Origin of the sequence: Weizmannia sp. FSL W8-0676 (assembly GCF_038593015.1) — a bacterium.
In the GTDB taxonomy this organism is placed as follows: Bacteria; Bacillota; Bacilli; order Bacillales; family Bacillaceae_C; genus Weizmannia; species Weizmannia coagulans.
The window spans coordinates 559,800-582,962 of the sequence record NZ_CP151954.1 but is presented as its reverse complement, the minus strand read 5'-3'; the positions used below and the strand labels follow the sequence as shown (position 1 = coordinate 582,962).

Sequence of the window (23,163 nt, the reverse complement as noted above, 5' to 3'; positions counted from 1 at the left end):
GCCAATGCCTGGGCAAAAAGGGAAGAACCGCAGCATGGGCGATATACGGTTTTGTTCAAGCATGGTAGACGGGCCAAGGAAAGGAACGTGATGGAAATCCGGACGTGAAACGGTGCTGTTGTTTTGTTAAACATTGGAAAATCACAAGGAAGCGCCGGCCGGTGTTAAAAAATGGGTGAATAAGGAGTAATAATAGGAACGGTGCTCTGGCAGGAATAGGAAAAAAGTTTAGACCTTCGTTAACGGGGAAGGGATACACACTTGGCAAAGATTTTGTAGGATTTAAAGGGAAAAATTAATAGAAAACGCGGGAAAACTTTGCGCTTTAAATCTGCTTTACTATACAGAAAAGCAGAATATTTTTTAGCTCCAGTATTAACGTTATGATTGGGCCTGACTTGCTGAACAAATTTGTTCAGCAAGCACATCTTAAACCAGCACTTTCTTTATTACAGTTGCTGACGAAATGAATTTCTCTATATCAGTGAAGACTCGCGGGGCCTTGAACTCTCTGTGTGAACGAAGAAGCGTTTGAATATCACGGGCCCCATATATGCCAAGATTTGCAGAAGGAATTTTAGATTTGATTTGTTGATATGCTTCCTGCCCATCCGTTGCTGTTGGGGTTTCTAAAATCAACGAGGCAGTACCTGCTTTTAAAGAAATGTAAACCTTGCTCTGTTCCATCATCATTCACCTCACTCAACTTTTCCCATCGTTAAAAATCACATTCTTCATCCAATTGGCCATTAACTGTTTCATCATCATCGCTATAAAATACTTTTTCGTATATGAAATCAATATATGACTGAACTTCTAAACCGTCACTTTCAGGAAACAGTGGCACTTCTTTAAACCAATTGCTCAAATCAACGGCATACTGATTCAATACCATATTGTCTATTTTGTATATATTAGCATGTAGATATTCATTTAACAATGCGTGAGTTCTTGTCCAGAATTGGATTTCAATAGGGTAAGCCTTGCTTATATAAATATTGACGTGTATCCCCCTGTACCCATCATCGATCCGTTTTCCTTCAGTTTGGTCCACAACATTGCAATGATCTCGAAAAGAACTGCAAGAAACGAACTCCTCAACAATTTTTTTTCAGTCTTTCTGTGTCAGTTTTAAAAATAAAGCGGAAGCCTAAAATATCATTGGCCACTTTAAAAAGTTTCTTTTTTAAAGTGAGTCGTTCTAATTTTATTTTTATTGATGAGGCTTCTTTATATCTATACGTGAGGTCCACACCTGGTATCTCAGAAAACATATTGATGATTTCCTGAGACATAGGAAGGGTGCTCATTTTAAAATCATCACTGTCTTTGACTAACTGCTGATAGACTTCCTCATTAAACCCATATACCCTTATATTCCCTGAAAACAAGGGGCTTTGTTCAAAGATTTCTTTAATCTTTACCCACATTTCCCCGAAAGGTAACATTTACCGATCTCCCCAGTGCCCATCATTTATTTCTATATAAAAATATTTTAACACAAAATAAGATCTTAGAGTTTTTTCTTTTTTCCCATTGTAAAATGAAATTAAATTTTTACATCAAGCCCAGAGATTGATGTTATGTTTCGAAGCAAGCCAAAGTTTTGATTAAAATGTGAAGTAGGCAGGTAACCAGAAAGTTTACACCGGCTGCCCTTTATAGTGTCCTTTGCAGCAAGGGCGAGATACGGTTTTGTTCGAGTGCGGTAGACGGGCCAAGGAAAGGAACTTGATGGAAATCCGGACGTGAAAGGTGCTGTTGTTTTGTTAAACATTGGAAAATCACAAGGATGCGCCGGCCGGCCGTTAAAAAACGGATACATGCCGGCAAAGCTAGTGCTGGTTCTGCTCCCTGAATTCTTTTGGGGTGAGCCCCATATATTTTTTAAAAAGCGAAGTATAGTAGCTTTGGTTGCAAAAATGGAACAGAAGCGCAATTTCAGAAATGGTAATATTTGTATGGAACAAAAAATAAATCGATTCTTCAATCCGCTTTTTATTAATATAATCCGTCACCGATACGCCGGTCTCTTTTTTAAACAAGTGGGACAAGTAGCTCGGATTCAGGTAAACATGTTTCGCCAGCGATTCAAGCGTGATCACCTGTAAAATATTTTCATGAATATATGCCACAGCCATATGAATCGCATGGCTGTAGCGATGTTCTTGTTTCCTTGCCTGTTGCACGGCTTCCGTAAAATTGCGCAGCATGCTGTACTCGAGTTCAAACAGCTTTTCCTGCGTCTTTAACCTTTCAATCTCCAGAATATGCGCATCGCTGATGTTAAAAGCGGTTTCCGGCGGCACGCCCGCTTCGATCGCCGCCCTTGTAAACAGCGTGCAAATACAGATGAGTGAATTACGGAGCGAGCGGATCGGTTCTTCCGCAAGTTTAGCCCGCTCCAGCGTATTGATAGTTTTCAAAACGGATTCGGCTGCTTCCACTCTACCTTCTTTTACAGCATTCAACAACTGCTTTTCCATCATATAAGGCGGATGGAGAAAATATTCACGTTGGTGTTCAACGCGGTATGAAAGGTAGCGTTCTATAATGGATTTGCTGATGGCAGACTGTTTCATCGGAGCCGCCCCAATACCTAAAAATTTTATTATAGATCTAAAGATTCTAATATCATTGTATGCGCATACAGGGTAATATTCAAGTGTAATCATCAAAACTAAAGGGGGCTTTCATATGTGGAAAAAAGCGGGCGTTATTTTGGTAGCGCTTACGCTTGTTATCGGCGTGCTGGCCGGATGCGGCAGCAATTCAAACTCGAAATCAAGCAAAAGCGGCAGTTCCTCGAAAAAGATTGTGTTAAAATTCGCGGCACAAAATGACAGTACACCTGCGACAAAAGCAGTCATTGCGGCTTTTAACAAACAATCGAAAAAGTACCAGGTGAAGTGGGTACAAATGACGAATGACTCGGCACAAATGCACGACCAATTGCTGACATCGCTCTCCAGTGGATCAAGTGAATATGACATCATGTCCATGGACGTTGTGTGGGGCGGCGAATTTGCCGGTGCCGGATACCTTGTCCCGATTGACAAGAAAATGATGGATGCCAATTTGACGAAAGACCAGTTCAATGCCGGCTCAATGGCTTCCGGAAACTATGAAGGGAAACAATACACACTTCCATTCTTCCCGGACCTCGGCATTCTGTATTACCGTTCCGATATTGTCAGCAAGGAAGATGCAGCGAAACTCGAAAGCGGGGACTACACCTATAAAGAACTCGGGGATATGGCTGCAAAATATGCCGGCAAAAACGGAACGACAAACGGCTTTGTTTATCAGTCCAAACAATATGAAGGCTTAACCGTCAATGTGACAGAATTCACGAATCATTACAAAGATATCAAAGGCGGCCTTGAGGCGATGTATCAATTTACAAAAGCATCATGGGCGCCAAAAGATTTGCTGAACTATATGGAACAACAAACGCTGGACAGCTTTGCACAAGGAAAATCTGTCTTCGCGCGGAACTGGCCGTACCAGTATGGCACCATTAAAACAGGCGGAGAAGGCGTAAAAGTAGACATCAAAAATGTTGGCATTGCCCCGCTTCCAAACGGCGGCGCTGTCGGCGGCTGGCTTCTCGGCATCAACAAAAACTCAAAACATGTAGAAGGCGCATGGGAGTTTGTAAAATTCGTAGCCGGCAAAAAAGGGCAGAAGATTATGTCCACAAAAGGCGGTTACCTGCCGGGATATAATGATTTGCTGAATGATCCTGATGTCCAAAAACAAAACAAAATGCTGACCATGCCGGGCTTCCAAAAAGCGTTAAAAACGACGATTGCCCGCCCGGTATCCGCGAAGTACAGCAAAGTATCCGACACGATCCAAATTGCGGCCCACAAATATTTAAGCACAGGCCAAAATCTGGATGATGCAGTCAAAACGATCCAGGACGCAACAGGCGAATAAGCAACCGTCCGGGAACGCGTTTTACTCCCTTTCCGTCCCCGGGCGCCTGCTTTTCATAATGGTTTGATATCGGCGAAAGGCTCTATTCCATAGAGCCTTTTTTAAAAAGAAATGAGGGGGCGCTGCATAAACTGTGCATCCTCCGTACGGGAAGAAACATTACAGTGAAAAGAGGTGCCAGCATCATGAAGAAGAACCGCTTGCAGGCTTTTTTATTTATCCTTCCAGCCCTGCTGTTTATCGGCGTATTCTCGCTGTGGCCGATTTTTCAGTCACTCCGCTATACCTTTTTTGATTATCAGCTGAATAACCAGCAAAAATCGGGGCTGTACATGAGCCCGCGCTATAATTTCGATTTATTTGACGAAACGCAAACGTATGTCAGGCTGTTTCTAACAGAAGACCGGGAAAAAATCACCGACCCGGCCGACCGGCAAAAAGTCGACAAGCTGGTCCATCGCGTTGCCGATGTTGCCAAGCAGTATAAAGGCAGAAAAGGCGTCCAAAAAATCAGCCAGGCCGACCAGAAAAAGCTGATGGGCCTTTATACCGACTCATCCAAACTGGTAAAGGAAATCAACGCCAAATACAATACGCAAAACGGAAAAAATTTATCAAAAATTGTAAAAGATTTTAAAAGCAGCTTTGTACCCTCCAACTTCATCGGCTTCAAGTCTTATAAAGAAGCATTGCATGACAAACGACTCGGGCATGCCTTATGGAATACCGTGCTCTTTACCGTCGTTTCGGTTTTCCTTGAGTTCGTCCTCGGCCTCGGCCTCGCCATGATTATGAACAAAGCGTTCAGAGGGCAAGGCATTGTAAGGACAACTTCGCTGATCCCGTGGGCAATTCCGACCGCGGTTGCCGCGCTCATGTGGAGTTATTTGTATGACGGCACAAGCGGTGTTGTCGCGCATTTTTTCCAATCCATAGGGCTAATCAGCGATTCGCGCATTCTGCTATTAACGGGATCCGGCGCGATGGTATCCACGATCTTAGCCGACGTTTGGAAAACAACACCTTATATGGCCCTTTTGCTGCTTGCCGGCCTGCAAAACATTTCCAAAGGGTTGTATGAAGCCGCATCCATTGACGGCGCAACAAAAATCCAGCAATTTTTCAAAATTACGCTACCAATGCTGAAGCCTTCTATTTTAGTCGCACTGCTGTTCAGGACACTTGACGCTTTTCGCGTTTTCGACCTGATTTACGTTCTGACAGGCGGCGGTCCGGGCGGGGCAACAGAAACCATGTCTGTCTACGGTTACAAAACGATGTTCGGGCAAACCAACTTCGGCTACGGCTCCGTCATTGTCATCATCATGTTTATTTGCGTCGCCATCATCGCAACCATTTACATTAAAGTGCTCGGCGCCAATCTGATGGATAAAAACTAAGGAGGGATGGCCATGAAAACGAACCGCAAATGGAATGTGCTCATCATCGCCCTGATTGCCGTATTTTTATTTGGGATGATATTTCCGTTTTTCTGGATTTTTATCACCTCCTTTAAACCTTCCGGGGAAATTTTTGGCGACGGGGCTTTTCGGGTCTTTGCCCATCATCCGACATGGGAAAATTACACGCAGATTTTCCAAAAAGGGATCCTGACATCGGTGAAAAACAGTTTTATCGTTGCGACAACGACAACGGTTTACATTATTTTAATTGCCACGTTTACGGCTTACGCGATTTCACGCTTTGATTTCAAAGGGAAAAACCTGTTGCTCGGGCTGATTCTGGCGGTTTCGATGTTCCCGCAAATGATTGTCACCGGGCCGATTTATAATTTGTTCCTGCATTTGCATTTAACGAACTCGTATGCGATTGTCCTGCCGTATTCGACGATCACCCTGCCGACTGCGGTATGGATCCTGGTGACGCATTTCAACCAGATTCCGCTCGCACTTGAAGAATCGGCAAAAATTGACGGTGCGACGCCGGTCCAGACGCTGTTCCGGATTGTCTTCCCGCTTGCCGCGCCAGGTGTTTTTACAACTGCGATTATTACATTCATTGCCGCGTGGAACGAATTTTTGCTGACGATTACCTTAAATTCGGACGCTAATTATCATACTGTGCCGGTCGCGATTTCTTTCCTCCGCACCCAGTTCGAAATACTTTGGGGACAGGTCGCTGCCGCTACCACAGTCGTCACGGTCCCGACCCTGATCATCGTCCTTCTGTTCCAGAAGCAAATCGTCTCCGGCCTTACAACGGGCGGGGTGAAAGAATAAAAGTGCCCGGCAGCGGAGGCGTTTTCCCCGGTATCGCAACCGCGCGGCATTTTCCGGATCCCTGTCAAGCTGCCGTTGTTTAACTTACGGGCCCGGCAGGCAATCCGATACGGGGAAAGGGTTTTTCGGGCCGGGACATAAGAAAAAAAGGGCGCTTGGCACCATGCCCTCTTCGAATTTGGAATTTTTGGAGGAACAGCGTATGACATGGGAAATCACGAAACACGAATTGGACAAACAAATGTTGCTGGTCAATGAAAGCTTATTTGCACTCGGGAACGGCTATCTTGGCGTGCGCGGCAACTTTGAAGAAGGCTACCCGGAAGAAATTCCTTCCATCCGCGGCACATACTTGAATGCTTTTTATGACATTACAGACATCGAATACGGGGAAAAAGCGTACGGATTTCCGGAAACCGGGCAGAAAATGCTGAATGTGATCGATGCACAGACCGTCGAAATTTTTCTTGGGGAAGAACGCTTCTCGCTTTTTGAAGGGGAAGTCCTCGGTTTTTCCCAAACTTTGCACATGAAACGCGGGTTTTCCGAACGTGCCATCCACTGGAAATCGCCTTCCGGAAAAGAAATCAGACTCACTTTTTCGCGGCTCGTTTCTTTTACACAACGGGAACTGTTTGCGATTCAAGTGAAAATGAAGCCGGTGAACTTTTCCGGGCCGGTGCGGGTGATTTCCACTGTCAACGGTGATGTGCAAAATTATGTCGATGCAAACGACCCGCGGACCGGATCTGCCCATGCAAAAAGGCTGGCTGTGACAAAAGCTATAGAGGAAGGCGGCACCATTATACTGCGTGCCCGCACATTTGCTTCCGGGCTTGAAACGGCCTGTGCCGTAACCCATACTGTTAACGCCCCTTGCGAATGCCGTTATGAACAAGACGAAAATAAAGTGCGCGCAATCATCGATTTCAAGCCCGGCGAGCCGGTGTCCCTTACAAAATTTGCGATTTACACGGACACGCTCCGCCACGGGGACCATGCCGCAGAAAAGGCGGCGGACATCCTAAAAAGCATGCAAGGCAAAGATTTTTCAGCACTATTACGGGAGCAGGAGCAATATTTAGCCACTTACTGGCAAACAGCGGACATTGAAATTGACGGCGATCCGAAACTGCAGGAAGGGATCCGTTTCAATCTGTTCCAGCTCCTGCAGTCTGTCGGAAAAGACACCGCCAGCAATATTGCGGCAAAAGGGCTGTCCGGCGAAGGTTATGAAGGGCATTACTTTTGGGACACGGAGATTTATATTTTCCCGGTGTTTCTGTTGACGCATCCGGAACTCGCGCGGCATTTGCTGCTGTACCGTTACCATATCCTCGACCACGCACGGGCAAGGGCAAAAGAGATGGGCCATCAAAAAGGCGCGCTATTTCCGTGGCGGACGATCTCCGGCACGGAATGCTCCCCGTATTTCCCTGCCGGAACAGCACAGTATCATATTAGCGCGGACATTGCTTACAGTTATATGCAGTACTGGTATGCCACGCAAGATCAGGACTTTATGAAGCAATACGGCGTCGAAATCCTCGTGGAAACGGCGCGGCTTTGGCTTGAGGTTGGCCATTACCGGGAAAAAGACGGCAAATTTGCGATTGAAGATGTGACCGGGCCGGATGAGTACACAGCCATCGTCAACAACAATTACTATACAAATGTGATGGCAAAATATAATTTGAAATCAGCTCACAAATTTTATCACTGGCTGAAAGAAACAGATGATGCCTATTTTGCGGCATTTGCTGCACGGCTTGGTTTAACGGACGAAGAAGCGGCAAGCTGGCTGAAAGCGGCGGATGCGATGTATCTCCCTTATGATGAAAAACGCGGCATCCACAAACAGGATGACAGCTTTCTCGATAAAGCGGTCTGGGACTTTGAACATACGCCGAAAGACCATTACCCGCTCCTTTTGCATTACCATCCGCTCACGATTTACCGGTACCAAGTATGCAAACAGGCAGACACGGTGCTCGCGCATTTTTTGCTGGAAGACGAGGCAAATCCGGAAACGATCCGAAACTCGTATCATTATTATGAAAAAGTCACGACACACGATTCATCACTGTCCACATGCATTTTCAGCATAATGGCGTCTAGGCTCGGCGAAGCGGAAAAAGCGTATCATTATTTTATCGAAACAGCCCGCCTTGATCTTGATAACACACATGGCAATACAAAGGACGGCCTGCATATGGCCAATATGGGCGGGACATGGCTATCAATCGTGTACGGATTCGGCGGCGTCCGGATTAAAGAAAACGGGCTTTTCCTAAATCCTTCCATTCCGGAACAATGGGACCGCTATTTATTCCGCCTTACCTACCAAAACCGCAAGCTTCAGGTGGAAGTGGCGCGCCATGCGTTCAAAGTGGCATTGCTGGAAGGAGATGCGCTGGACATCCATATAGGCGGCCGGACAGAAACGCTGCAACCAGGCAGGACGATTACCCGGCCGATTTCCGGCTTGTAAATGCAAGCGTTCGTTCCTTTACACAAAAAATAGAAAAAAGCGGCGGGACCCTTTTTACAGTGGTTTCCCGCCGCTTTTTTCGGAACTTCTGAACGAATCGGGCTTTAACCGGCAACAGTTGGCGTTTCCTGCTGAAGGAATCCGGCTTCTATTTCACTGTTGTGCCCGCTTTCGTGTATGAAAAAGCCTGCTCAAAATCGGCAATCAGATCATCCGGATTTTCGAGGCCAACCGATAAGCGCAACAAGCTGTCGGAGATGCCGCGTTTTCTTCGGTCCTCAGGCGGCATTGCGGCGTGGGACATTTTTGCCGGATAAGACAAAATCGATTCTACAGCACCGAGGCTGACGGCAAAAACCGGGATTTTTACATGGCTGACGAATGCCCGTAGCGCCTCTTCATCTTCCAGTTCAAACGACAATACCGCGCCCGGCCCTTGTGCCTCCAGCTTTTGCAATGCATGCTGCGGATGGTGCCCGAGCCCCGGATAATACACGTTTCGCACAAGCGGATGCGCATCAAGAAAACGTGCGATTTTCACCGCTGATTGCTGCGATTGGAGCAACCGCACATGCAACGTTTTCAACCCGCGCAAAACGAGCCATGCATCCTGGACGCCGAGCACCGCCCCGAATGAATTTTGCAAAAAGCCGAGGCGCGCTGCCAATGCTTCATCTTTTACAACCGCAAGCCCAGCAACGACATCGCTGTGCCCTGCTAAAAATTTCGTCGCGCTGTGCAGCACGATATCCGCCCCGAGTTCAAGCGGGCGCTGCAGGGCAGGCGTTAAAAAGGTGTTGTCGACAAAGGTGAGCGCCCCGGTTTCCTTTGCCAGTTCACTCACCGCACGGATATCCGTCACTTTTAAAAGCGGGTTTGAAGGGGTTTCCACATAAAAAGCCTTCGTGTTCGGGCGGACGGCCTGCCGCACTTCTTCAAGGTTGGTCATATCCACAAATGTATGTTCAATACCAAGCCGGGTCAGGACTTCTGTCACCATCCGGAACGTGCCGCCGTACACATCCTCGGTGATCACAACATGGTCGCCCGCCGACAAAAGCAGAAATGCCGTTGAAATCGCCGCCATCCCGGAAGCAAACGCGAAACCTTTGGCGCCGCCTTCGAGTTCGGCTATGACATCCTCGAGCGCTTCCCTCGTCGGATTGAGCGAGCGGCTGTAATCGTATTTGCCGAACTGATCAATGTCCGCCTGGTGGTATGTCGAAGCATGCTGGATCGGCACACTCACCGCACCGGTCACCTGGTCAATTTTGTGGCTGTTATGTAAAAGCCTCGTTTGAAAAGAATAATCTTCATTTGTCATCGTGTTTGCACCCCTTCGTGAATGTTGGCAAAAGCTTTTTCAATATCTGCAATCAAATCGCGGTCATCTTCAATTCCGACTGAAAAGCGCAAAAGGCAGTTGTCCACGCCCGAGGCAATCCGTTTTTCTTCCGGAATGTCGGCATGCGTCTGTGTAGCCGGGTAAGTGATAAAACTTTCCGTCCCGCCGAGACTTTCGGCAAATGTAATCAGAGACAGGCCGCGTAAAAACGGGTCAATCCATGATTCTTCTTTTACACGGAAAGAAAGCATCCCGCCGCGGCCCGGATATAGCACATCTTTTACATCCGGATGCGCGCTTAAAAAGGCCGCCACAGCTTTTGCATTTTTTTCGTGTTTTTCCATCCTAAGCGCCAGCGTTTTCATGCCGCGCATCAGAAGCCACGAATCAAACGGACTGAGGGTGGCGCCGGCACCGTTATGGTACAGAAAAAGCTGCTCGCAAAGTTCAGCACCCTTTGCCACGATCAGACCGGCCAGCACGTCGTTATGCCCGCCAAGATATTTCGTCGCGCTATGGACTACAATATCAGCGCCTTCTTTAATCGGCTGCTGCAAAAGCGGGGTGTAAAAAGTATTGTCTACAATCAGCAGGATTCCGTGCCTTTTCGCAATTTCAGCCACTGCGCCGATATCCGTCTGCTGCATGAGGGGGTTTGTCGGCGTTTCGAGGAAAATGGCTTTCGTTTTCGGGGTGATTTCTTGTTCAATATTTTCCGGGTTGCACGTATTCACGTACTTACAACAAAGCCCCCATTTTTTATATCCCTGCTCCAGCAGGCGGTAGGTGCCGCCATATAAATCATCACTCACAATCCACTCATCGCCGGCCTGGAACAAAGATAAAACAGTGAAAATCGCAGCCATGCCGGAACTGCACGCAAACCCGCGGTCCCCGCCCTCCAGATCCGCAATCGCTTCTTCAAGCAACTGGCGCGTCGGGTTGCCGGTACGGGAATAATCGAAACCGGTTGACTGCCCAATGCCTTCGTGGCGGTAAGCGGTAGAAAAATAAACAGGCGGGTTCACCGCACCTGTCACGCGGTCACTGCGGTTTCCGATTTGTGCAAGTTTTGTTTCTGTATGATACATGATGGACACTCCCTCACTTAAAATCAAAAAGCCTTCTCCAATAAGAAGAAGGCCATTCCTTTCGTGCATGAACCATCTTCTTATCTTTCAAGTTATGATCCCATAACTTGCAGGACTTAGCACCTTTTCAACGCGTAAAAGCATTGAAGGTTGCTGAGGCTTCATCGGGCCATTCCCTCAACCTCTCTTGATAAGAAAACACCAATATGAAATTTGCCATCAACGCCGCAAAAGAAATTACACAACGAACCTAAAAATTGCTTACGTTCAATTTATCCCTTTTTTTCGGATTCGTCAAGCTTTTTTTAAATTTTGTTTTTCTTATGGATAATCCATATGGTGAGAAAATAAAACAGCAAAGATGAAAGGAGAAGCGTAATGACTCCGTCTGTAGTATTGATATACTCATTCCTGAATTTTGCTGCACTTTCTCCATTCACTATATTCGGCACATCCACAAATGTAAAAGGGATGATATGCATAACAGCATACAACTTTGTCTTAAATCCGCTCATCATTTCCTCAAAACAAAAACAAGCCACCAAAACGAGCATCAGAAGCAATTGATTTCGAATAAAGGTATTTAAAAACTGCGTGAAAACAGAAATAAATAATAGAAGACATAGGATTAGTAAAAGCGATCTGCCCAAAAACCGGGCAATTGAAATCCACAATACTTCTGTCCCGTTTAAATTGATCGCCACAGGGTACTTCCAACTCCCCAAATGGCTTATGATGCTACCAATAATGAGCGCAACAACCAGGATAACAATCGTGATGGCAAGGCTGTAAACAAATGAAGTGAAGATTCTCGCATCCAATATTTTCTTGAGCTTCACTGGCAAAACATTTACAAAATGATTAATACCGCCTTGTTTATCTCTTGTTGAAATATCACCAATTAAAACTGCAATGAGAAGAGGCATTAAGAACGGGAATACGTAAAAAAGAATACGATATGTAAAGTTAATACCCGGGGTTTCGAACGACTCTATTACCGGATGAATATTTTGTTTAAGCAGAATGGTATTGAGCTGTATTGCTTTTTCTGTCTGCGGAACAATTTTTTTATTACCAAAAACAATTGTTCCGGCATTAATCCCAGCAATTAATTTTTTATCTAAAGCGATCTGCAATTTCAGTTCTTGCTTCCAATCCCCTGCTTCATGAGCTTGTATTTGTTCTGTACGAAGGCGTAACTCCTCCTGCAAACCCGCAAGTGCTTTCTTCTTTGCTTCACTCTTATTTGGATTTGATTCCATGTGTGAAATGGCATTTTCCAGTGAGGATTTGTTATCCTGATATTCATTGAGCGGGTCCATTCTCTTTGCTCCCACGAAAGTAATTGCAAACAAAATGAAAACAATCAAAATAGCAGCAATAAAAACAGTCAAATTTTTTTTATTTCTAATGAATCGCAATGTCTCTAATTTGATTAGCCCCATTTATCTTCACCTTCGTATATTTCCTCATAAATTAGTTGGCTGCCTTTTTGCCCTATGAAAAATGATTTAAATTTCATGTCTTGTTCGAATGCCTGATTTACCACAAAGGAGCTTTTACTCGAATCTATCTCCGCCCATACTTCATTGGCTGTGGCATTTTTAATTTCTTCATCTTTAAATAGGGAAAGAACTTTATCCGCATCATTCCCATTCTCTAACTTAATGATGATGTATTTATTAAAGTCCGGATTATTTTTTCTGCTTTCGTAAACCATTCTTCCTTGCTTTAAAAAGATGACACGATCACATAATTCATCAACATTGTTCAGAATATGGGAAGAAAAAAATACAATTTTATTTTCATCTCTAAGTTGCTTAATGGATTTGCTTATCAGTTTAATATTGGATGGGTCCAGCCCATTCATCGGCTCGTCCATCAATAGCAAATCACAAGAACTGATCAAGCACATCCCAAATAGCAGCCTTTGCTGCATGCCAAGCGAATATTTTGAAACCCTTTTGTCGATATAGGAACCCATGCTTAATTTTTCAATAACAGCGCCACATTCTTGTTTGCTCTCCCATAATCTTTGTACAAGTTTTAAATGCTCTCTCCCTGTTAAATTTGGATACAATACTGTATGGTCTTGCAAAAAAAATATTTTTTTAAGGATTTTTTCCCGATGCATTTTATAATTCATGCCGTAAATACTAATTTCGCCTTTTGAAGCAGGAATCAGGTTGGATATCGCATTTAAAAGCGTCGTCTTGCCGGATCCATTTGGAGCAACCAGGCCAATAATCTCCCCTGGTTCAGCAGAAAAACTTATATCTTCCAAAATTTTTGACTTCTCTATCTCTACTGACACATTGTTTACCCTTAACAAAACAATCCCTCCCCCGTTAATTCACAAGATCTTATCACCTATTTTAATAGGCCGCAGCGCCATTGTCACCGAAATTTTTGCGTGGTGTCACCGAAAAAACAAACTGCTGCTGCACATATTGGCGGCAACCACCAAAAAAAGCGGGATTCTTTATGAATCCGCTCTATCCAGTCAAAAAATTTTTTCTTGTTATTTTGCTTATTCTTGTTATTTTGCTTATATAGTCTGGACCAAATCCTGAATATGGAGCATGGCAACCGGTTTCTGGCCGGCAACAACCGGAAGCACTTTGAAAGCGCGGTCTTCCATTATTCGCAATGCTTCCGCTGCCAGCTGATGCTCACTGACGCAAACCGGATATTTTGTATACAAATCTGCTACTTTTTTGTCCAGTATTTCATGGCCGTTTAAAAGCTCACGCCGGATATCGCCGTCCGTTAAAATACCGGCCAGCCGTCCCCGATCATCAATAACTGAAACAGCCCCCGCCCCCGCTTCCGTCATCATAAATAATGCTTCCTTTATGCCGGTGTCCATTCCGGCAACCGGGTTCATGCTTTTCCGTTTAGCCACATGGCCAACCGTGAGAAGCAAACGCCGGCCAAGCGAGCCGCCGGGATGGAAGAGCGCAAAGTTTTCCGGTTTAAAGTCCCTTGCCTTTAAAAGGGCTACCGCGATCGCATCCCCGAGCGCAAGCGTGACGGTGGTTGTAGAAGTCGGCGCAAGGCCGAGTGGGCACGCTTCCTCAACTTCCCCGATATCCATCACCAGATTCGAACGCCGCGCCAGTGTCGACTTGCGTGAACCGGAAATGGCAATCATTTTTGCGCCGATCCTTTTGATGGAGGGGATCATATTTAATATTTCCGAAGTTTCCCCGCTGTTGGAAATGGCAATGAGGATGTCTTCTTTTGTTATTTTTCCAAGATCGCCGTGCAGTGCTTCTCCCGGGTGAAGGAAAAATGCCGGGGTACCGGTGCTTGCAAATGTGGAAGCAAGTTTCCGGCCAATGATGCCCGATTTCCCCATTCCTGTAAAAATGACTCTGCCTTCGCACGCCAATATCATTTCAATGCCTTCATTTATACGAAAATTGATCCGGTCTTTCAGCTTTAAGATCTCATTGGCTTCTTTTTCCAGTACTTCACGGACGCTTTCGACATAATTGATGCTTCGTTTGAAATCTTTTAACATCCTATTCACCTCCGTTAATGGATGTTTGCTGCCGTTTGTTCTTTTATCATGCGATCAATTTCAATTATTGGCTTTAACATTTCTTCAATATCATCCAGTTTCACCATATTCGGGCCATCCGACCAGGCCTGGTCCGGATCAGGATGGGCTTCCAGAAACAACGCATCGATCCCGCAAGCCGCCGCTGCCCTTGCCAGATACGGGACAAACGCACGCTTTCCGCCTGTTGAAGTGCCGTTTCCGCCCGGAATTTGGACACTATGGGTAGCGTCAAACACGACCGGATACCCTAATCTGCGCATTTCCGGAAGTGCACGCATATCCACCACCAGGTTATTGTAGCCGAATGTCGAACCACGTTCTGTAAGGAGAATTTTTTCGGTGCCGGATTCTTCCAATTTTTGAATGACGTTTTTCATATCCCAAGGCGCCAAAAACTGCCCTTTTTTGACATTCACGATTTTGCCCGTCGCGGCGGCGGCAAGCAGCAAATCGGTCTGGCGGCAAAGGAAAGCGGGGATTTGCAGTATGTCGAGCACTTCCCCGGCTGCTTTTGCCTGGTGCGGCTCATGAATATCGGACGTGACCGGTGCGCCAAATACATTTTTAATCCGGTCAAGTATTTCGAGCCCTTTTTCCAGTCCCGGGCCCCGTTTGGAAAAAATGGATGATCGGTTGGCTTTATCGAAAGAAGCTTTAAAAACGAAAGGAATGCCGAGTTTTCCGGCAATGGTTTGAAGGGTTGCGGCTGTTTCCATGGCCATCGTTTCACTTTCAATTACGCACGGGCCGGCAATCAATACAAGCGGTAGACGTTGGCCGAAAGCTATCCGGCTGTTCAGTTGGACCGTTTTCATTTGCTCACTCCTCATTGTTAAGTTTTCACGTGTCTTTACTCCTTCTACTGCAGGTTACAAATATTATCCTTTAGGAAACTGCACAGGGCAAGGAAGTTGTAAAAAATATTCACAAACTTTTTTCATTTTTATGTAGGGTTATCTTCCAACAAAAGTGTAAGTGTGGAAACATTTTCCTTCCTCTCTGTTTCCATTTTCCCGATTAACGGCTGTAAGAGCGGGTTATGATATAGTACAAACACCAAAAGTCCTACGGTGTGATGTCAAGGGTTAAAAACAAGTGAATTGGAAATTTTGTTGGCTCTATGTCGTAAAAATGGCAATACTGAACTAAGCCTCCAGATAATTGGAATAATCTGGAAGTTTTCAAGTTCAGGCTATCGATGATGGTTACCTGGTTACCTCATCGCGTCACCTTCTTTTTCGGCGCATAAATTTGATCGTTGCGGAGCAGCGCATCGATCAGGCGCACCAGTTTTCTTGCCGTTAAGACGAGGGCGCGTTTGTGTGAGTGCTTATGCACCTCACGATATTTCTTTTGGTAAAAGGCGCGGTACTCAGGTTCGTGTCGCCGGACCAGATTGGCAGCCTCAACCAGGTAATACCGGAGATAACGATTGCCTGTACGCGCAAGCATTTTGTCATCAGCCTCAAAATCACCCGATTGGTGGCGGGGCCAGAACAATCCGGCAAATTTTGCGATCGCGGCTTGGTCGTCAAAGCGCTCAATGTCGCCGATTTCAGCGAGAATCCCAGCACAGCTCACCGGGCCTATTCCCGGAATGGTCTGGAGGGTATTCGGGATTCCATCAAGAACGCGGGCAATCGCCTTATCCAAATCCTTGATTTGGCGTTTAAGATGCCGGATGATCTCAATAGAACTGCCCAGGACCAAGTCAATCGAATCCTCCACACATTTAGAAAGCCGGTAAGAGGACCGGGCAGCTTTTTGGATGGATGCGGCCAAATCCTCGGGATCGCTAAAGCGGCCATGGCCTTTGGTCTGGAGATACATCGCTAAGTCCTCCAGAGGCATTTGGGCAATTTCATCGAGGCTATAGGCCTCAAGCTGGATTTAAACTTATTATACGAGGAGGGACCGTTATGGAACATGCAAAGGCGTTAGTGGTGAAATTTATTATGGTCGCAGTTGTGTTGGGCATCATTTTATCCGCCATCTTCAACATGCCGTTTGGCGATATGATCGCCACCAGTGTAGTGCTGACCATTCTTGCATATGTCCTGGGAGACTTGATGATTTTCAAGCGGGAAAATGAACGGGAGGAAGATACGCAAAGAAATATCATGGCGACTGTCGCGGACTTTGTTCTGGCGTACCTTGTTGTGTGGCTGATGGGACGATCACTCGCCCCGGACATGGACAATCTGTTATGGGCGGCGCTGGCTTCAAGCATCGTAATTGCAGCCGGCGAATGGTTCTTCCATAAATATTTGCACCATCTTTTCCATCACACGCCTGACCGTGAATATACCGGATACGGCGGTGACTGATTGAAAAAACGGCAGCTGATGAGCTGCCGTTTTTTCGTATTCCTATAAAAACTTACCATTCATCAATCAATCATCCAATTGTGCAAGCATCAAGTTTTTCAATCGCTGTGCACTTCTTCGGGCCAAGCAAAACTTTTATTTCCCTCACCTTACCGTAACCATTCTTGTTTTGCTTTTGTTTCCGGCTCTGTCTTTCGCAAAAATGGAAAGCTTTGTGCCTTTTTTCTGTTTGCTGATTCTCACACTGTATGCGCCCCTGGCATTTGCTGTGGCTTTGCCGATCTGTTTGCTGCCGCGGTATACATAGACAACTGCTGATTTTTCCGCTTTACCCGCAACATGTGTGGACTTCGTTGTGACATTGCCGGCAGTCGGCATGCCCGGTGCCGTTTTGTCTTTTACCGTTACTTTCACTTTGCTGCTTTTTAAACCGGCCTCTGTGTAGACATAGAGGACTGTTCCGGCTTTTTGCTTTGAAACCGGAACTTTAAAATATCCTTTCCCGTCTGCCGTTCCGCGTGCAAGTATTTTTCCGTTCTTCATAATGGCCACTTCGATGCCCGGGTCAGCGCTGCCGGAAATGGATGTGCTATTATCGCCGACAGTCCATACTTTAGGTGTTTTCGGCTGCTGTGCCTTGCCGCCGATACTTCCGGACAGCAGCGTGTACGTCACATCCCGCCCTTTTCCGGACGGAACGGAGAAGCGGCTTGCCGAAGACAGCTTTTTCACCACCGCCCCGCCGCCTTTTAATTTCAGTGAACTGCCGTTGTAAGTTTTAATTCGGAGCGGTTTGAACGCGGCATTCCCTTTAAATCCGTATAATCCGTTTGTCTGCTTTAACACGAGTGCGGCCCGGAAATCGGTCATAAACTGCCCGAAAGTCAGGTTCGGGTCAATGTATTTTTGGATCACATCCTGGATAGCTTTTTCATTTGTATTCGGATCATCCATGATTTTTTTGAAAATGGCATCACCTTGTCCGCATTGGATTTTCAAATACTCCATAAACAAATAGGACAAGGAATAATTGGCAAGCACATCCCCGCTGTCATCCCAGTAGAGAAGCGAGTGGCCGTTTGTAATGGAAGCATCATTGTTATAGTCATCAATTCGGTCGGAAAGCGGTTTGCCGGTATAGATTTGCTCTGCGGCCATGGACATCCCTTCGTCAATCCATGTATCAAACGTATCCCAATGATGCTGGATGAACACTTTCTGGTTAAAAGAGATCATATGCTGAAACTCATGGGCGAGCGTCGAATACGCTTCGGTTACATTTACATTTTTGGATGTCCCCGTCCCCATAAGCGGGTATGTGTCAATATAAAAGATTTCCGACTTGTTGGAAGTGTCGGCATCAAAAAGGTCAAGCGGGTAAAAATAGCCGGCTACATATCCGCCCGAGCCGTCAAACCCGTCCTGGATGTCATAACAAAGAATATTCACTTTCCCATTACCATCAACATCGGACGGCATGCCGAAATATCTCGTATCGAGCGCATAAATACGGTTGTCAAATTCTTTTCCAAGCTGTGCAGCCTGGTCGCCGTTCAGCTTGTTGTTGTTGTTGTATACCCAGACATCCGCATGCGACCCGCTGTATAAAAGCTTGGCGCTTATTTGGTAATCTTTATTGCTGGCAAGATTGGACACCCAGAATTTTTTCGTATCACCTACCCGGGGAGGGCGGGTTTTTTTCATTTCCATGCGGATGGAATACTTCCGCAGGCTTAAATATTTTAATAGATCAAATGGCTTCTGGTAATCAATCCGGTAAACACTGCTTTTGAACTTTTGGTGGAGCGGTGCCAGGTTCGCAATCTTGAAAGTGCCGGTCGGCTCTGTCAAAAGGCTCGAGACAGACTCGTTGCTGACAAGCTTATAATAGTCCTGGGCCGACGCACTTCCGCCTGCGCCGAATACCCCGGCCGGGAGTATAAACAATAGCGATAGAATAATAGGCAAAGATAATGCCCGCCTGAACATTCTCAATGAAATTCCTCCTGTACCTTTGTCCGGGCAACCCGGCCCTTTTGAAAAGTTGTTTCTTCCATTCTAGCACAGCCGTCCGAATGTTGCCTGAAAATGAGAGAGGTTTTTTTACAAGTTTTACCCAAATTTGCCTGGCTGCAATGTCGATGAGTGGATTCTTCTGCAGCAACAAAAGTATGGGACTGGCCTGCACAACCCTTACCATTTCCACTAAAAAGCAGCGGGAAGTTTCATATTCCCGCTGCATTGTGGAGTTTTTCGGCCTCCGCTGCGACCCCGGCGCTGGCTGTTTCGATTTCTTTTACAATTTTAACGAGTTCTGCCACATGGTTTTGGACGATTAATGCCGTTTGTTTGACCGAAGCGGTAATTTGCCGGAACGATTTTCCTGCCGCTTCTGCATTGCCATCCCTGTTTCTATCTTTTCAACAAAAGAATAGTACCCCTTTTTCTGTTCAGCCGCTATATAAGGAGTGAAAGGGGGTGAGCGGGAATGGCACAAGTCAATTTAACAAATTCCCGCATTTCATTAATCTTTGATAACGGGGTGAATGAAAATGGAAAACCGGTGACCAAAGCGAAGTCGTTTGCCAATGTGGCCGTGTCGGCAACACCCGATGCCATCCGGCAATTTGCAGAGGCATACGCTTCGCTGCAGCAAAAAGCGCTGGTCCGTGTGACGCGCACTGACTTGAACGACATCAGTGCGTGAAAATAAAAAAAAGGGGGAATGGGTAGATGAAAACTTTGGAACTTCAGTTTTTGACGCAGGATAACAAAACAGTGAGGGTTGCAGTTGATGAGCCGGCAGAACCCATCGATACGGTGAAAGTGAAAAACGCCATGGCCCAGATGCTCGGCTCGGGCGTGCTGGTCAGTTCATCCGGCATGGCGCTCTCCAGCGTGAAAGGCGCACGCCTTATTGAGCAAAACATTACGGAATATACGCTGGCGTAATCTTTTGCCCCCGGTTCCCGTTCCGGAACGGGGGCTCTTGATTTTACAGGGGGAGAGGAGAAATGCATGAAATGGTGTCGCTCATCAGTGAAGTCGGATTTCCGGTCGCCGTCACCGTCTTTTTGCTGTACCGGATTGAGGCCAAGCTTGATGCGGTGATTGAATCGATCCAAAACCTGCCGGAACGGATGAAGGGAATCTGAAAGGGAGGGGCTTATGTGCAAGCCCCTCCCTTTTGCCGGATGGATCATTTTCCGGTTTGCCGTTGTTCATATTCCACAAAGCAGCGCGAGCCACAATCTCCCCGCTTTTTCCCGCATACCTGCCGCCTGCATGCTCCATTTCCGCAAAATCCACGCTATAGATGGTACACTTCGAGCAGAACGCGAACATTCGTGAGCAGTTCCCCCACATGAAAATTGGGACATGCTGCTATTTTCCCTCCGATTCTGCATTCCCCGGCACACCTGTTTTCAACATTGGAAAAACAAAGAACAGCCCGATGATGAAAAACAACGCAGCAAGTTCGAAAACAGCAGTGATCGAAAACCATTCCTTCAATGCCCCCGCAAGGCTCATGGTCACCACCATGGAACCAGTGAAAAGGGGGCTCAAAATGCCGTTCACCCTGCCGATAAAATCGGATTCTGTATTTTGCAGGATCAGGGTGTTGATGCCGATCTGGATGCTCGGCATGAAAAAGCCCGAAACGAGTTCGGCGGCAAGCGTCAGCCAGAGCGCAGTCGAAGCACCGATTACCGCAAGCCCGATGGCATTTGCAAGCATACCGGTGAACAGCATTTTTTGCGGTGAAGCGGATTTTGAAAGGGCCATGGAAAAAGCGCCGCCTGTAATCATCCCAATGCCATTCACCATCACAAGCCATTGCAGGTTCTCTTTCGGCAGGCCGAGGCGGTCCGTTACGAGGAAAATGTTCATTGGCTGGATAAAACCGACGCCAAGCCCGGCCGCCAGAAAACCAAGTCCCAACAGCCGCAATTCCTTTTTAGATAATACATAGCGAACACCGCTCTTCATTTCCTGGAAAATATTCGACAATTTTTCCTTCTTTTCAATTGCCTGGTCTTGCGGGATAAATGACAAACTGGCGGCGGAAAACAGAAAAGCGAGACCGGTTATCAAAATAGAATAATCTATTCCAAACCTTTCATAGGAAAACGTGCCGACCACCGGGCCAAAAATCATGAAAACAGCAAAAATGGTCTGGTAAACGGCCATTGCCTGCTGGATCAGGCGTTCCTCCAAATGCATTTTAAACAGTTTCATCCCGGACGGTTGCGAAAACTGCGATAAAATCGAGGAAATCAGTGTTGCAAAAAAGACGGACTGCCACGAGCCAAAAACAAGCGCGCCGATGACGCCAAAAATGGATACGGCACTCAGCAAATCACACCAAACCATTGTTTTCTTCGGCTGCCAGCGGTCCGCAAATGTCCCGCCGATAAAACTAAAAATGAAAATGGGCAGAAACTCCGCCACTGAAATCATGGAAACGGCAAACGGGTTCCCGTTTGTTTTTTCTGTCACAAACAACAGGACAGCAAAATTCCGCACCCAAATGCCCACCTGCAAAAACAACGCGGATACAAACACCATCCGGACAAACCGGTTTCTCAAAAGCTCTCTCACAAGCGTCCCCCTCTGGCCAAATCTGTCTCATATCGTGCCATTATTATACCGGAATCGGAAGCCTTAAGCAATACAGATTGATTTCCGGGCCGTTGCATAAACGAAAAATTCCCGTTAACAATTTGGAAAAACCATGATATGATAGCGATTAGATTAGAAAAAAAATTTGAAGAAAAGGGTCGAAAAAATGAAGAAGATATTTATCACACTCGGGATTCTCTTAGCGATCATCGTGATCGGAGGCGGAGGGTTCGCCTATTACGTCTACCATTCAGTCCAAAATGCCGCAGACAAAATGTATGACAGCAAATCCGTGAAACCATCCGAGAAAAACACTGAAAAAATCAAAAGTGAAAAACCAATTTCCATTCTTTTACTCGGCGTGGATGAGCGGGCCGGAGATGTAGGAAGATCCGATACGCTCATTATTCTTACACTGAACCCGCAAAAGAAAGCCATGCAGATGATCTCCATTCCGCGTGACACGAGGACAGAAATCGTGGGCAAGGGAACATTGAATAAGATAAATGCGGCTTATGCTTACGGCGGGCCAAAAATGGCACTGGATACGGTAAACAAATTTGCTAATTTAAACCTTGACCAGTACATACGCTTGAATATGGAAGGATTGGCTGACCTTGTAGATGCTGTCGGCGGTGTAACCGTCTACAATAAAATCAGCTGGCATGACGAAGGGTATTATAAAAAAGGCTACTATTATGCCAAAGGGAACATTACATTGGATACCGGCAAAAAAGCGCTCGGTTATGTAAGAATGCGCCACCTTGATCCTCAAGGTGACTTTGGCCGTAACCAGCGCCAGCGTGACGTCATTATGGCCGTTATTAACAAAGCGGCGACCATCCAGTCTTTCTCGCGTTATCAGGAAATCCTGGCTGCGATCCAGAACAATGTCAAAACAAACCTGACACTTGATGATATGAAAAACATTGCGATGAACTACCGCGACTGCCGCCAAAATACGACAGACTATGAAGTTAAAGGCAACAGTACAACCATTGACGGCATTTACTATCTTAATGTTAGCCAGGCAGAACGCGACAAGGTCCACAACATGGTGACCAATATGGAACAATAAAGACAGGCAGGCCCCGTTGTCCGGAGCCTGCCCTTTTCAATTTTTATTTTTGCTTTTCCTGCGGTTTTACCGGAGATCTTTCCGGCTCTATGTCTTTGTGATGATGCTGTTTTTCCTGTTGTTCCGGTGAGTCGCCTTTTTTGTCCTTGTTGTAATCCATTTGGTGCCTCCTCCCGGCTAGATTGATGCTCCTCAAGCAAGCATCACTGCCTGTTTGTTGTAAAAATACCCGGCAGGTGCACGGAATAAACAAAAAACATTGGCGCCCGCACCAGTTGGAGAGATACCTGTCCCTTTTACGGGGAACGTGTGCTAAAAGGCAAACAACCTTACAAGCTTGCATCAGCCGCCGGTACCTGCCCCGTCCGGAGTGCTTTTACAAAAGCGGCCCGTGGAAAACGGAAACGCTCAAAACAGCTTGAACAAAACCCATATTACAAATGCCCACACCGGAATGG

General features: G+C 46.2%; 22 protein-coding genes, 1 pseudogene and 1 riboswitch. Of the genes and pseudogenes, 10 read left to right on the top strand and 13 right to left on the bottom strand.

Annotation, left to right across the window (positions count from 1 at the left end; genetic code table 11):
• Positions 1-429: 429 nt before the first annotated feature.
• The 4 genes from NST20_RS02775 to NST20_RS02760 form a co-directional block, all read right to left on the bottom strand.
• On the bottom strand, positions 430-693 hold the full coding sequence (locus NST20_RS02775; RefSeq protein WP_152598494.1) for a hypothetical protein: 264 nt from the start codon (positions 691-693) through the stop codon (positions 430-432).
• Positions 694-718: 25 nt separating this feature from the next.
• Positions 719-1,054: a hypothetical protein gene (locus NST20_RS02770; RefSeq protein ID WP_342400018.1), complete on the bottom strand. Its 336-nt coding sequence runs from the start codon at positions 1,052-1,054 to the stop codon at positions 719-721.
• A 43-nt stretch (positions 1,055-1,097) separates the two neighbouring features.
• Positions 1,098-1,448 (bottom strand): hypothetical protein, encoded by a 351-nt coding sequence (locus NST20_RS02765; RefSeq protein WP_342400017.1) that lies wholly within the window; start codon positions 1,446-1,448, stop codon positions 1,098-1,100.
• A 387-nt stretch (positions 1,449-1,835) separates the two neighbouring features.
• Entirely contained in the window at positions 1,836-2,582 is a 747-nt protein-coding gene (locus NST20_RS02760) for an AraC family transcriptional regulator (RefSeq protein WP_342400016.1), read from the bottom strand.
• Between the two features lie 115 nt (positions 2,583-2,697).
• On the opposite strand from NST20_RS02760, the gene NST20_RS02755 reads away from it, so the two are divergent.
• The 4 genes from NST20_RS02755 to NST20_RS02740 all read left to right on the top strand — a co-directional run bounded on the left by NST20_RS02755 (position 2,698) and on the right by NST20_RS02740 (position 8,673).
• Positions 2,698-3,942 (top strand): extracellular solute-binding protein, encoded by a 1,245-nt coding sequence (locus NST20_RS02755; protein WP_342400015.1) that lies wholly within the window; start codon positions 2,698-2,700, stop codon positions 3,940-3,942.
• A 185-nt stretch (positions 3,943-4,127) separates the two neighbouring features.
• Entirely contained in the window at positions 4,128-5,342 is a 1,215-nt protein-coding gene (locus tag NST20_RS02750) for a sugar ABC transporter permease (RefSeq protein ID WP_026685029.1), read from the top strand.
• Positions 5,343-5,354: 12 nt separating this feature from the next.
• Entirely contained in the window at positions 5,355-6,182 is an 828-nt protein-coding gene (locus tag NST20_RS02745; RefSeq protein ID WP_013858456.1) for a carbohydrate ABC transporter permease, read from the top strand.
• A 202-nt stretch (positions 6,183-6,384) separates the two neighbouring features.
• Complete coding sequence (locus NST20_RS02740) at positions 6,385-8,673, top strand: glycosyl hydrolase family 65 protein (protein WP_342400014.1); 2,289 nt, start codon at positions 6,385-6,387, stop codon at positions 8,671-8,673.
• A gap of 148 nt (positions 8,674-8,821) precedes the next feature.
• On the opposite strand, the gene metC is transcribed toward NST20_RS02740, so the two are convergent.
• The 7 genes and pseudogenes from metC to NST20_RS02705 all read right to left on the bottom strand — a co-directional run.
• Positions 8,822-9,997 (bottom strand): cystathionine beta-lyase, encoded by a 1,176-nt coding sequence (metC, locus tag NST20_RS02735; RefSeq protein WP_342400013.1) that lies wholly within the window; start codon positions 9,995-9,997, stop codon positions 8,822-8,824.
• On the bottom strand, positions 9,994-11,109 hold the full coding sequence (locus NST20_RS02730) for a methionine biosynthesis PLP-dependent protein (protein WP_342400012.1): 1,116 nt from the start codon (positions 11,107-11,109) through the stop codon (positions 9,994-9,996). The genes metC and NST20_RS02730 overlap by 4 nt, the downstream gene beginning before the upstream one ends.
• A 77-nt stretch (positions 11,110-11,186) precedes the next feature.
• Positions 11,187-11,306: riboswitch (SAM riboswitch) on the bottom strand.
• 108 nt (positions 11,307-11,414) lie between these two features.
• Entirely contained in the window at positions 11,415-12,554 is a 1,140-nt protein-coding gene (locus NST20_RS02725) for an ABC transporter permease (RefSeq protein ID WP_017552249.1), read from the bottom strand.
• Complete coding sequence (locus NST20_RS02720) at positions 12,545-13,441, bottom strand: ABC transporter ATP-binding protein (RefSeq protein WP_017552250.1); 897 nt, start codon at positions 13,439-13,441, stop codon at positions 12,545-12,547. The genes NST20_RS02725 and NST20_RS02720 overlap by 10 nt, the downstream gene beginning before the upstream one ends.
• Positions 13,442-13,657: 216 nt before the next feature.
• Positions 13,658-14,635 carry a KpsF/GutQ family sugar-phosphate isomerase gene (locus tag NST20_RS02715; protein ID WP_342400011.1) on the bottom strand — a complete coding sequence of 326 codons (978 nt, stop codon included), beginning with the start codon at positions 14,633-14,635 and terminating at the stop codon, positions 13,658-13,660.
• A gap of 14 nt (positions 14,636-14,649) precedes the next feature.
• Positions 14,650-15,492 (bottom strand): 3-deoxy-8-phosphooctulonate synthase, encoded by an 843-nt coding sequence (kdsA, locus tag NST20_RS02710; RefSeq protein ID WP_019722158.1) that lies wholly within the window; start codon positions 15,490-15,492, stop codon positions 14,650-14,652.
• A gap of 403 nt (positions 15,493-15,895) precedes the next feature.
• Positions 15,896-16,567 (bottom strand): annotated as a pseudogene (locus NST20_RS02705) (IS110 family transposase); the annotation flags it as partial.
• Between the two features lie 29 nt (positions 16,568-16,596).
• Between NST20_RS02705 and NST20_RS02700 the strand changes: the two are divergent.
• The gene (locus tag NST20_RS02700; protein ID WP_013858443.1) at positions 16,597-17,004 is read left to right on the top strand and encodes a YndM family protein; all 408 of its coding nucleotides are present in this window, start codon (positions 16,597-16,599) and stop codon (positions 17,002-17,004) included.
• A gap of 144 nt (positions 17,005-17,148) precedes the next feature.
• On the opposite strand, the gene NST20_RS02695 is transcribed toward NST20_RS02700, so the two are convergent.
• The gene (locus tag NST20_RS02695; RefSeq protein WP_342400402.1) at positions 17,149-18,993 is read right to left on the bottom strand and encodes an Ig-like domain-containing protein; all 1,845 of its coding nucleotides are present in this window, start codon (positions 18,991-18,993) and stop codon (positions 17,149-17,151) included.
• 156 nt (positions 18,994-19,149) lie between these two features.
• Between NST20_RS02695 and NST20_RS02690 the strand changes: the two genes are divergently transcribed.
• The 4 genes from NST20_RS02690 to NST20_RS02675 all read left to right on the top strand — a co-directional run bounded on the left by NST20_RS02690 (position 19,150) and on the right by NST20_RS02675 (position 20,159).
• Positions 19,150-19,476, top strand: coding sequence for a hypothetical protein (locus NST20_RS02690; protein ID WP_342400010.1), 327 nt, complete (start codon positions 19,150-19,152; stop codon positions 19,474-19,476).
• Positions 19,477-19,492: 16 nt separating this feature from the next.
• Complete coding sequence (locus NST20_RS02685; RefSeq protein WP_013858440.1) at positions 19,493-19,711, top strand: DUF1659 domain-containing protein; 219 nt, start codon at positions 19,493-19,495, stop codon at positions 19,709-19,711.
• A gap of 26 nt (positions 19,712-19,737) precedes the next feature.
• Complete coding sequence (locus NST20_RS02680; protein WP_013858439.1) at positions 19,738-19,956, top strand: DUF2922 domain-containing protein; 219 nt, start codon at positions 19,738-19,740, stop codon at positions 19,954-19,956.
• A 62-nt stretch (positions 19,957-20,018) separates the two neighbouring features.
• Positions 20,019-20,159, top strand: coding sequence for a YvrJ family protein (locus NST20_RS02675; protein ID WP_013858438.1), 141 nt, complete (start codon positions 20,019-20,021; stop codon positions 20,157-20,159).
• A gap of 229 nt (positions 20,160-20,388) precedes the next feature.
• On the opposite strand, the gene NST20_RS02670 is transcribed toward NST20_RS02675, so the two are convergent.
• The gene (locus NST20_RS02670; RefSeq protein ID WP_342400009.1) at positions 20,389-21,606 is read right to left on the bottom strand and encodes an MFS transporter; all 1,218 of its coding nucleotides are present in this window, start codon (positions 21,604-21,606) and stop codon (positions 20,389-20,391) included.
• Positions 21,607-21,793: 187 nt separating this feature from the next.
• Here NST20_RS02670 and NST20_RS02665 point away from each other — a divergent pair, with 187 nt between their 5' ends.
• The gene (locus NST20_RS02665) at positions 21,794-22,705 is read left to right on the top strand and encodes an LCP family protein (protein WP_342400008.1); all 912 of its coding nucleotides are present in this window, start codon (positions 21,794-21,796) and stop codon (positions 22,703-22,705) included.
• The last annotated feature ends 458 nt before the right edge of the window (positions 22,706-23,163 follow it).

What these genes read in the sequence shown, in the direction of transcription:
- metC (WP_342400013.1), bottom strand. Translation starts at nt 9,997, where the DNA reads ATGACAAATGAAGATTATTCTTTTCAAACGAGGCTTTTACATAACAGC.
- NST20_RS02775 (WP_152598494.1), bottom strand. Translation starts at nt 693, where the DNA reads ATGATGATGGAACAGAGCAAGGTTTACATTTCTTTAAAAGCAGGTACT.
- NST20_RS02765 (WP_342400017.1), bottom strand. Translation starts at nt 1,448, where the DNA reads ATGTTACCTTTCGGGGAAATGTGGGTAAAGATTAAAGAAATCTTTGAA.
- kdsA (WP_019722158.1), bottom strand. Translation starts at nt 15,492, where the DNA reads ATGAAAACGGTCCAACTGAACAGCCGGATAGCTTTCGGCCAACGTCTA.
- NST20_RS02740 (WP_342400014.1), top strand. Translation starts at nt 6,385, where the DNA reads ATGACATGGGAAATCACGAAACACGAATTGGACAAACAAATGTTGCTG.
- NST20_RS02725 (WP_017552249.1), bottom strand. Translation starts at nt 12,554, where the DNA reads ATGGGGCTAATCAAATTAGAGACATTGCGATTCATTAGAAATAAAAAA.
- NST20_RS02760 (WP_342400016.1), bottom strand. Translation starts at nt 2,582, where the DNA reads ATGAAACAGTCTGCCATCAGCAAATCCATTATAGAACGCTACCTTTCA.
- NST20_RS02700 (WP_013858443.1), top strand. Translation starts at nt 16,597, where the DNA reads ATGGAACATGCAAAGGCGTTAGTGGTGAAATTTATTATGGTCGCAGTT.
- NST20_RS02755 (WP_342400015.1), top strand. Translation starts at nt 2,698, where the DNA reads ATGTGGAAAAAAGCGGGCGTTATTTTGGTAGCGCTTACGCTTGTTATC.
- NST20_RS02665 (WP_342400008.1), top strand. Translation starts at nt 21,794, where the DNA reads ATGAAGAAGATATTTATCACACTCGGGATTCTCTTAGCGATCATCGTG.
- NST20_RS02750 (WP_026685029.1), top strand. Translation starts at nt 4,128, where the DNA reads ATGAAGAAGAACCGCTTGCAGGCTTTTTTATTTATCCTTCCAGCCCTG.
- NST20_RS02730 (WP_342400012.1), bottom strand. Translation starts at nt 11,109, where the DNA reads ATGTATCATACAGAAACAAAACTTGCACAAATCGGAAACCGCAGTGAC.
- NST20_RS02675 (WP_013858438.1), top strand. Translation starts at nt 20,019, where the DNA reads ATGCATGAAATGGTGTCGCTCATCAGTGAAGTCGGATTTCCGGTCGCC.
- NST20_RS02715 (WP_342400011.1), bottom strand. Translation starts at nt 14,635, where the DNA reads ATGTTAAAAGATTTCAAACGAAGCATCAATTATGTCGAAAGCGTCCGT.
- NST20_RS02685 (WP_013858440.1), top strand. Translation starts at nt 19,493, where the DNA reads ATGGCACAAGTCAATTTAACAAATTCCCGCATTTCATTAATCTTTGAT.
- NST20_RS02745 (WP_013858456.1), top strand. Translation starts at nt 5,355, where the DNA reads ATGAAAACGAACCGCAAATGGAATGTGCTCATCATCGCCCTGATTGCC.
- NST20_RS02695 (WP_342400402.1), bottom strand. Translation starts at nt 18,993, where the DNA reads ATGTTCAGGCGGGCATTATCTTTGCCTATTATTCTATCGCTATTGTTT.
- NST20_RS02680 (WP_013858439.1), top strand. Translation starts at nt 19,738, where the DNA reads ATGAAAACTTTGGAACTTCAGTTTTTGACGCAGGATAACAAAACAGTG.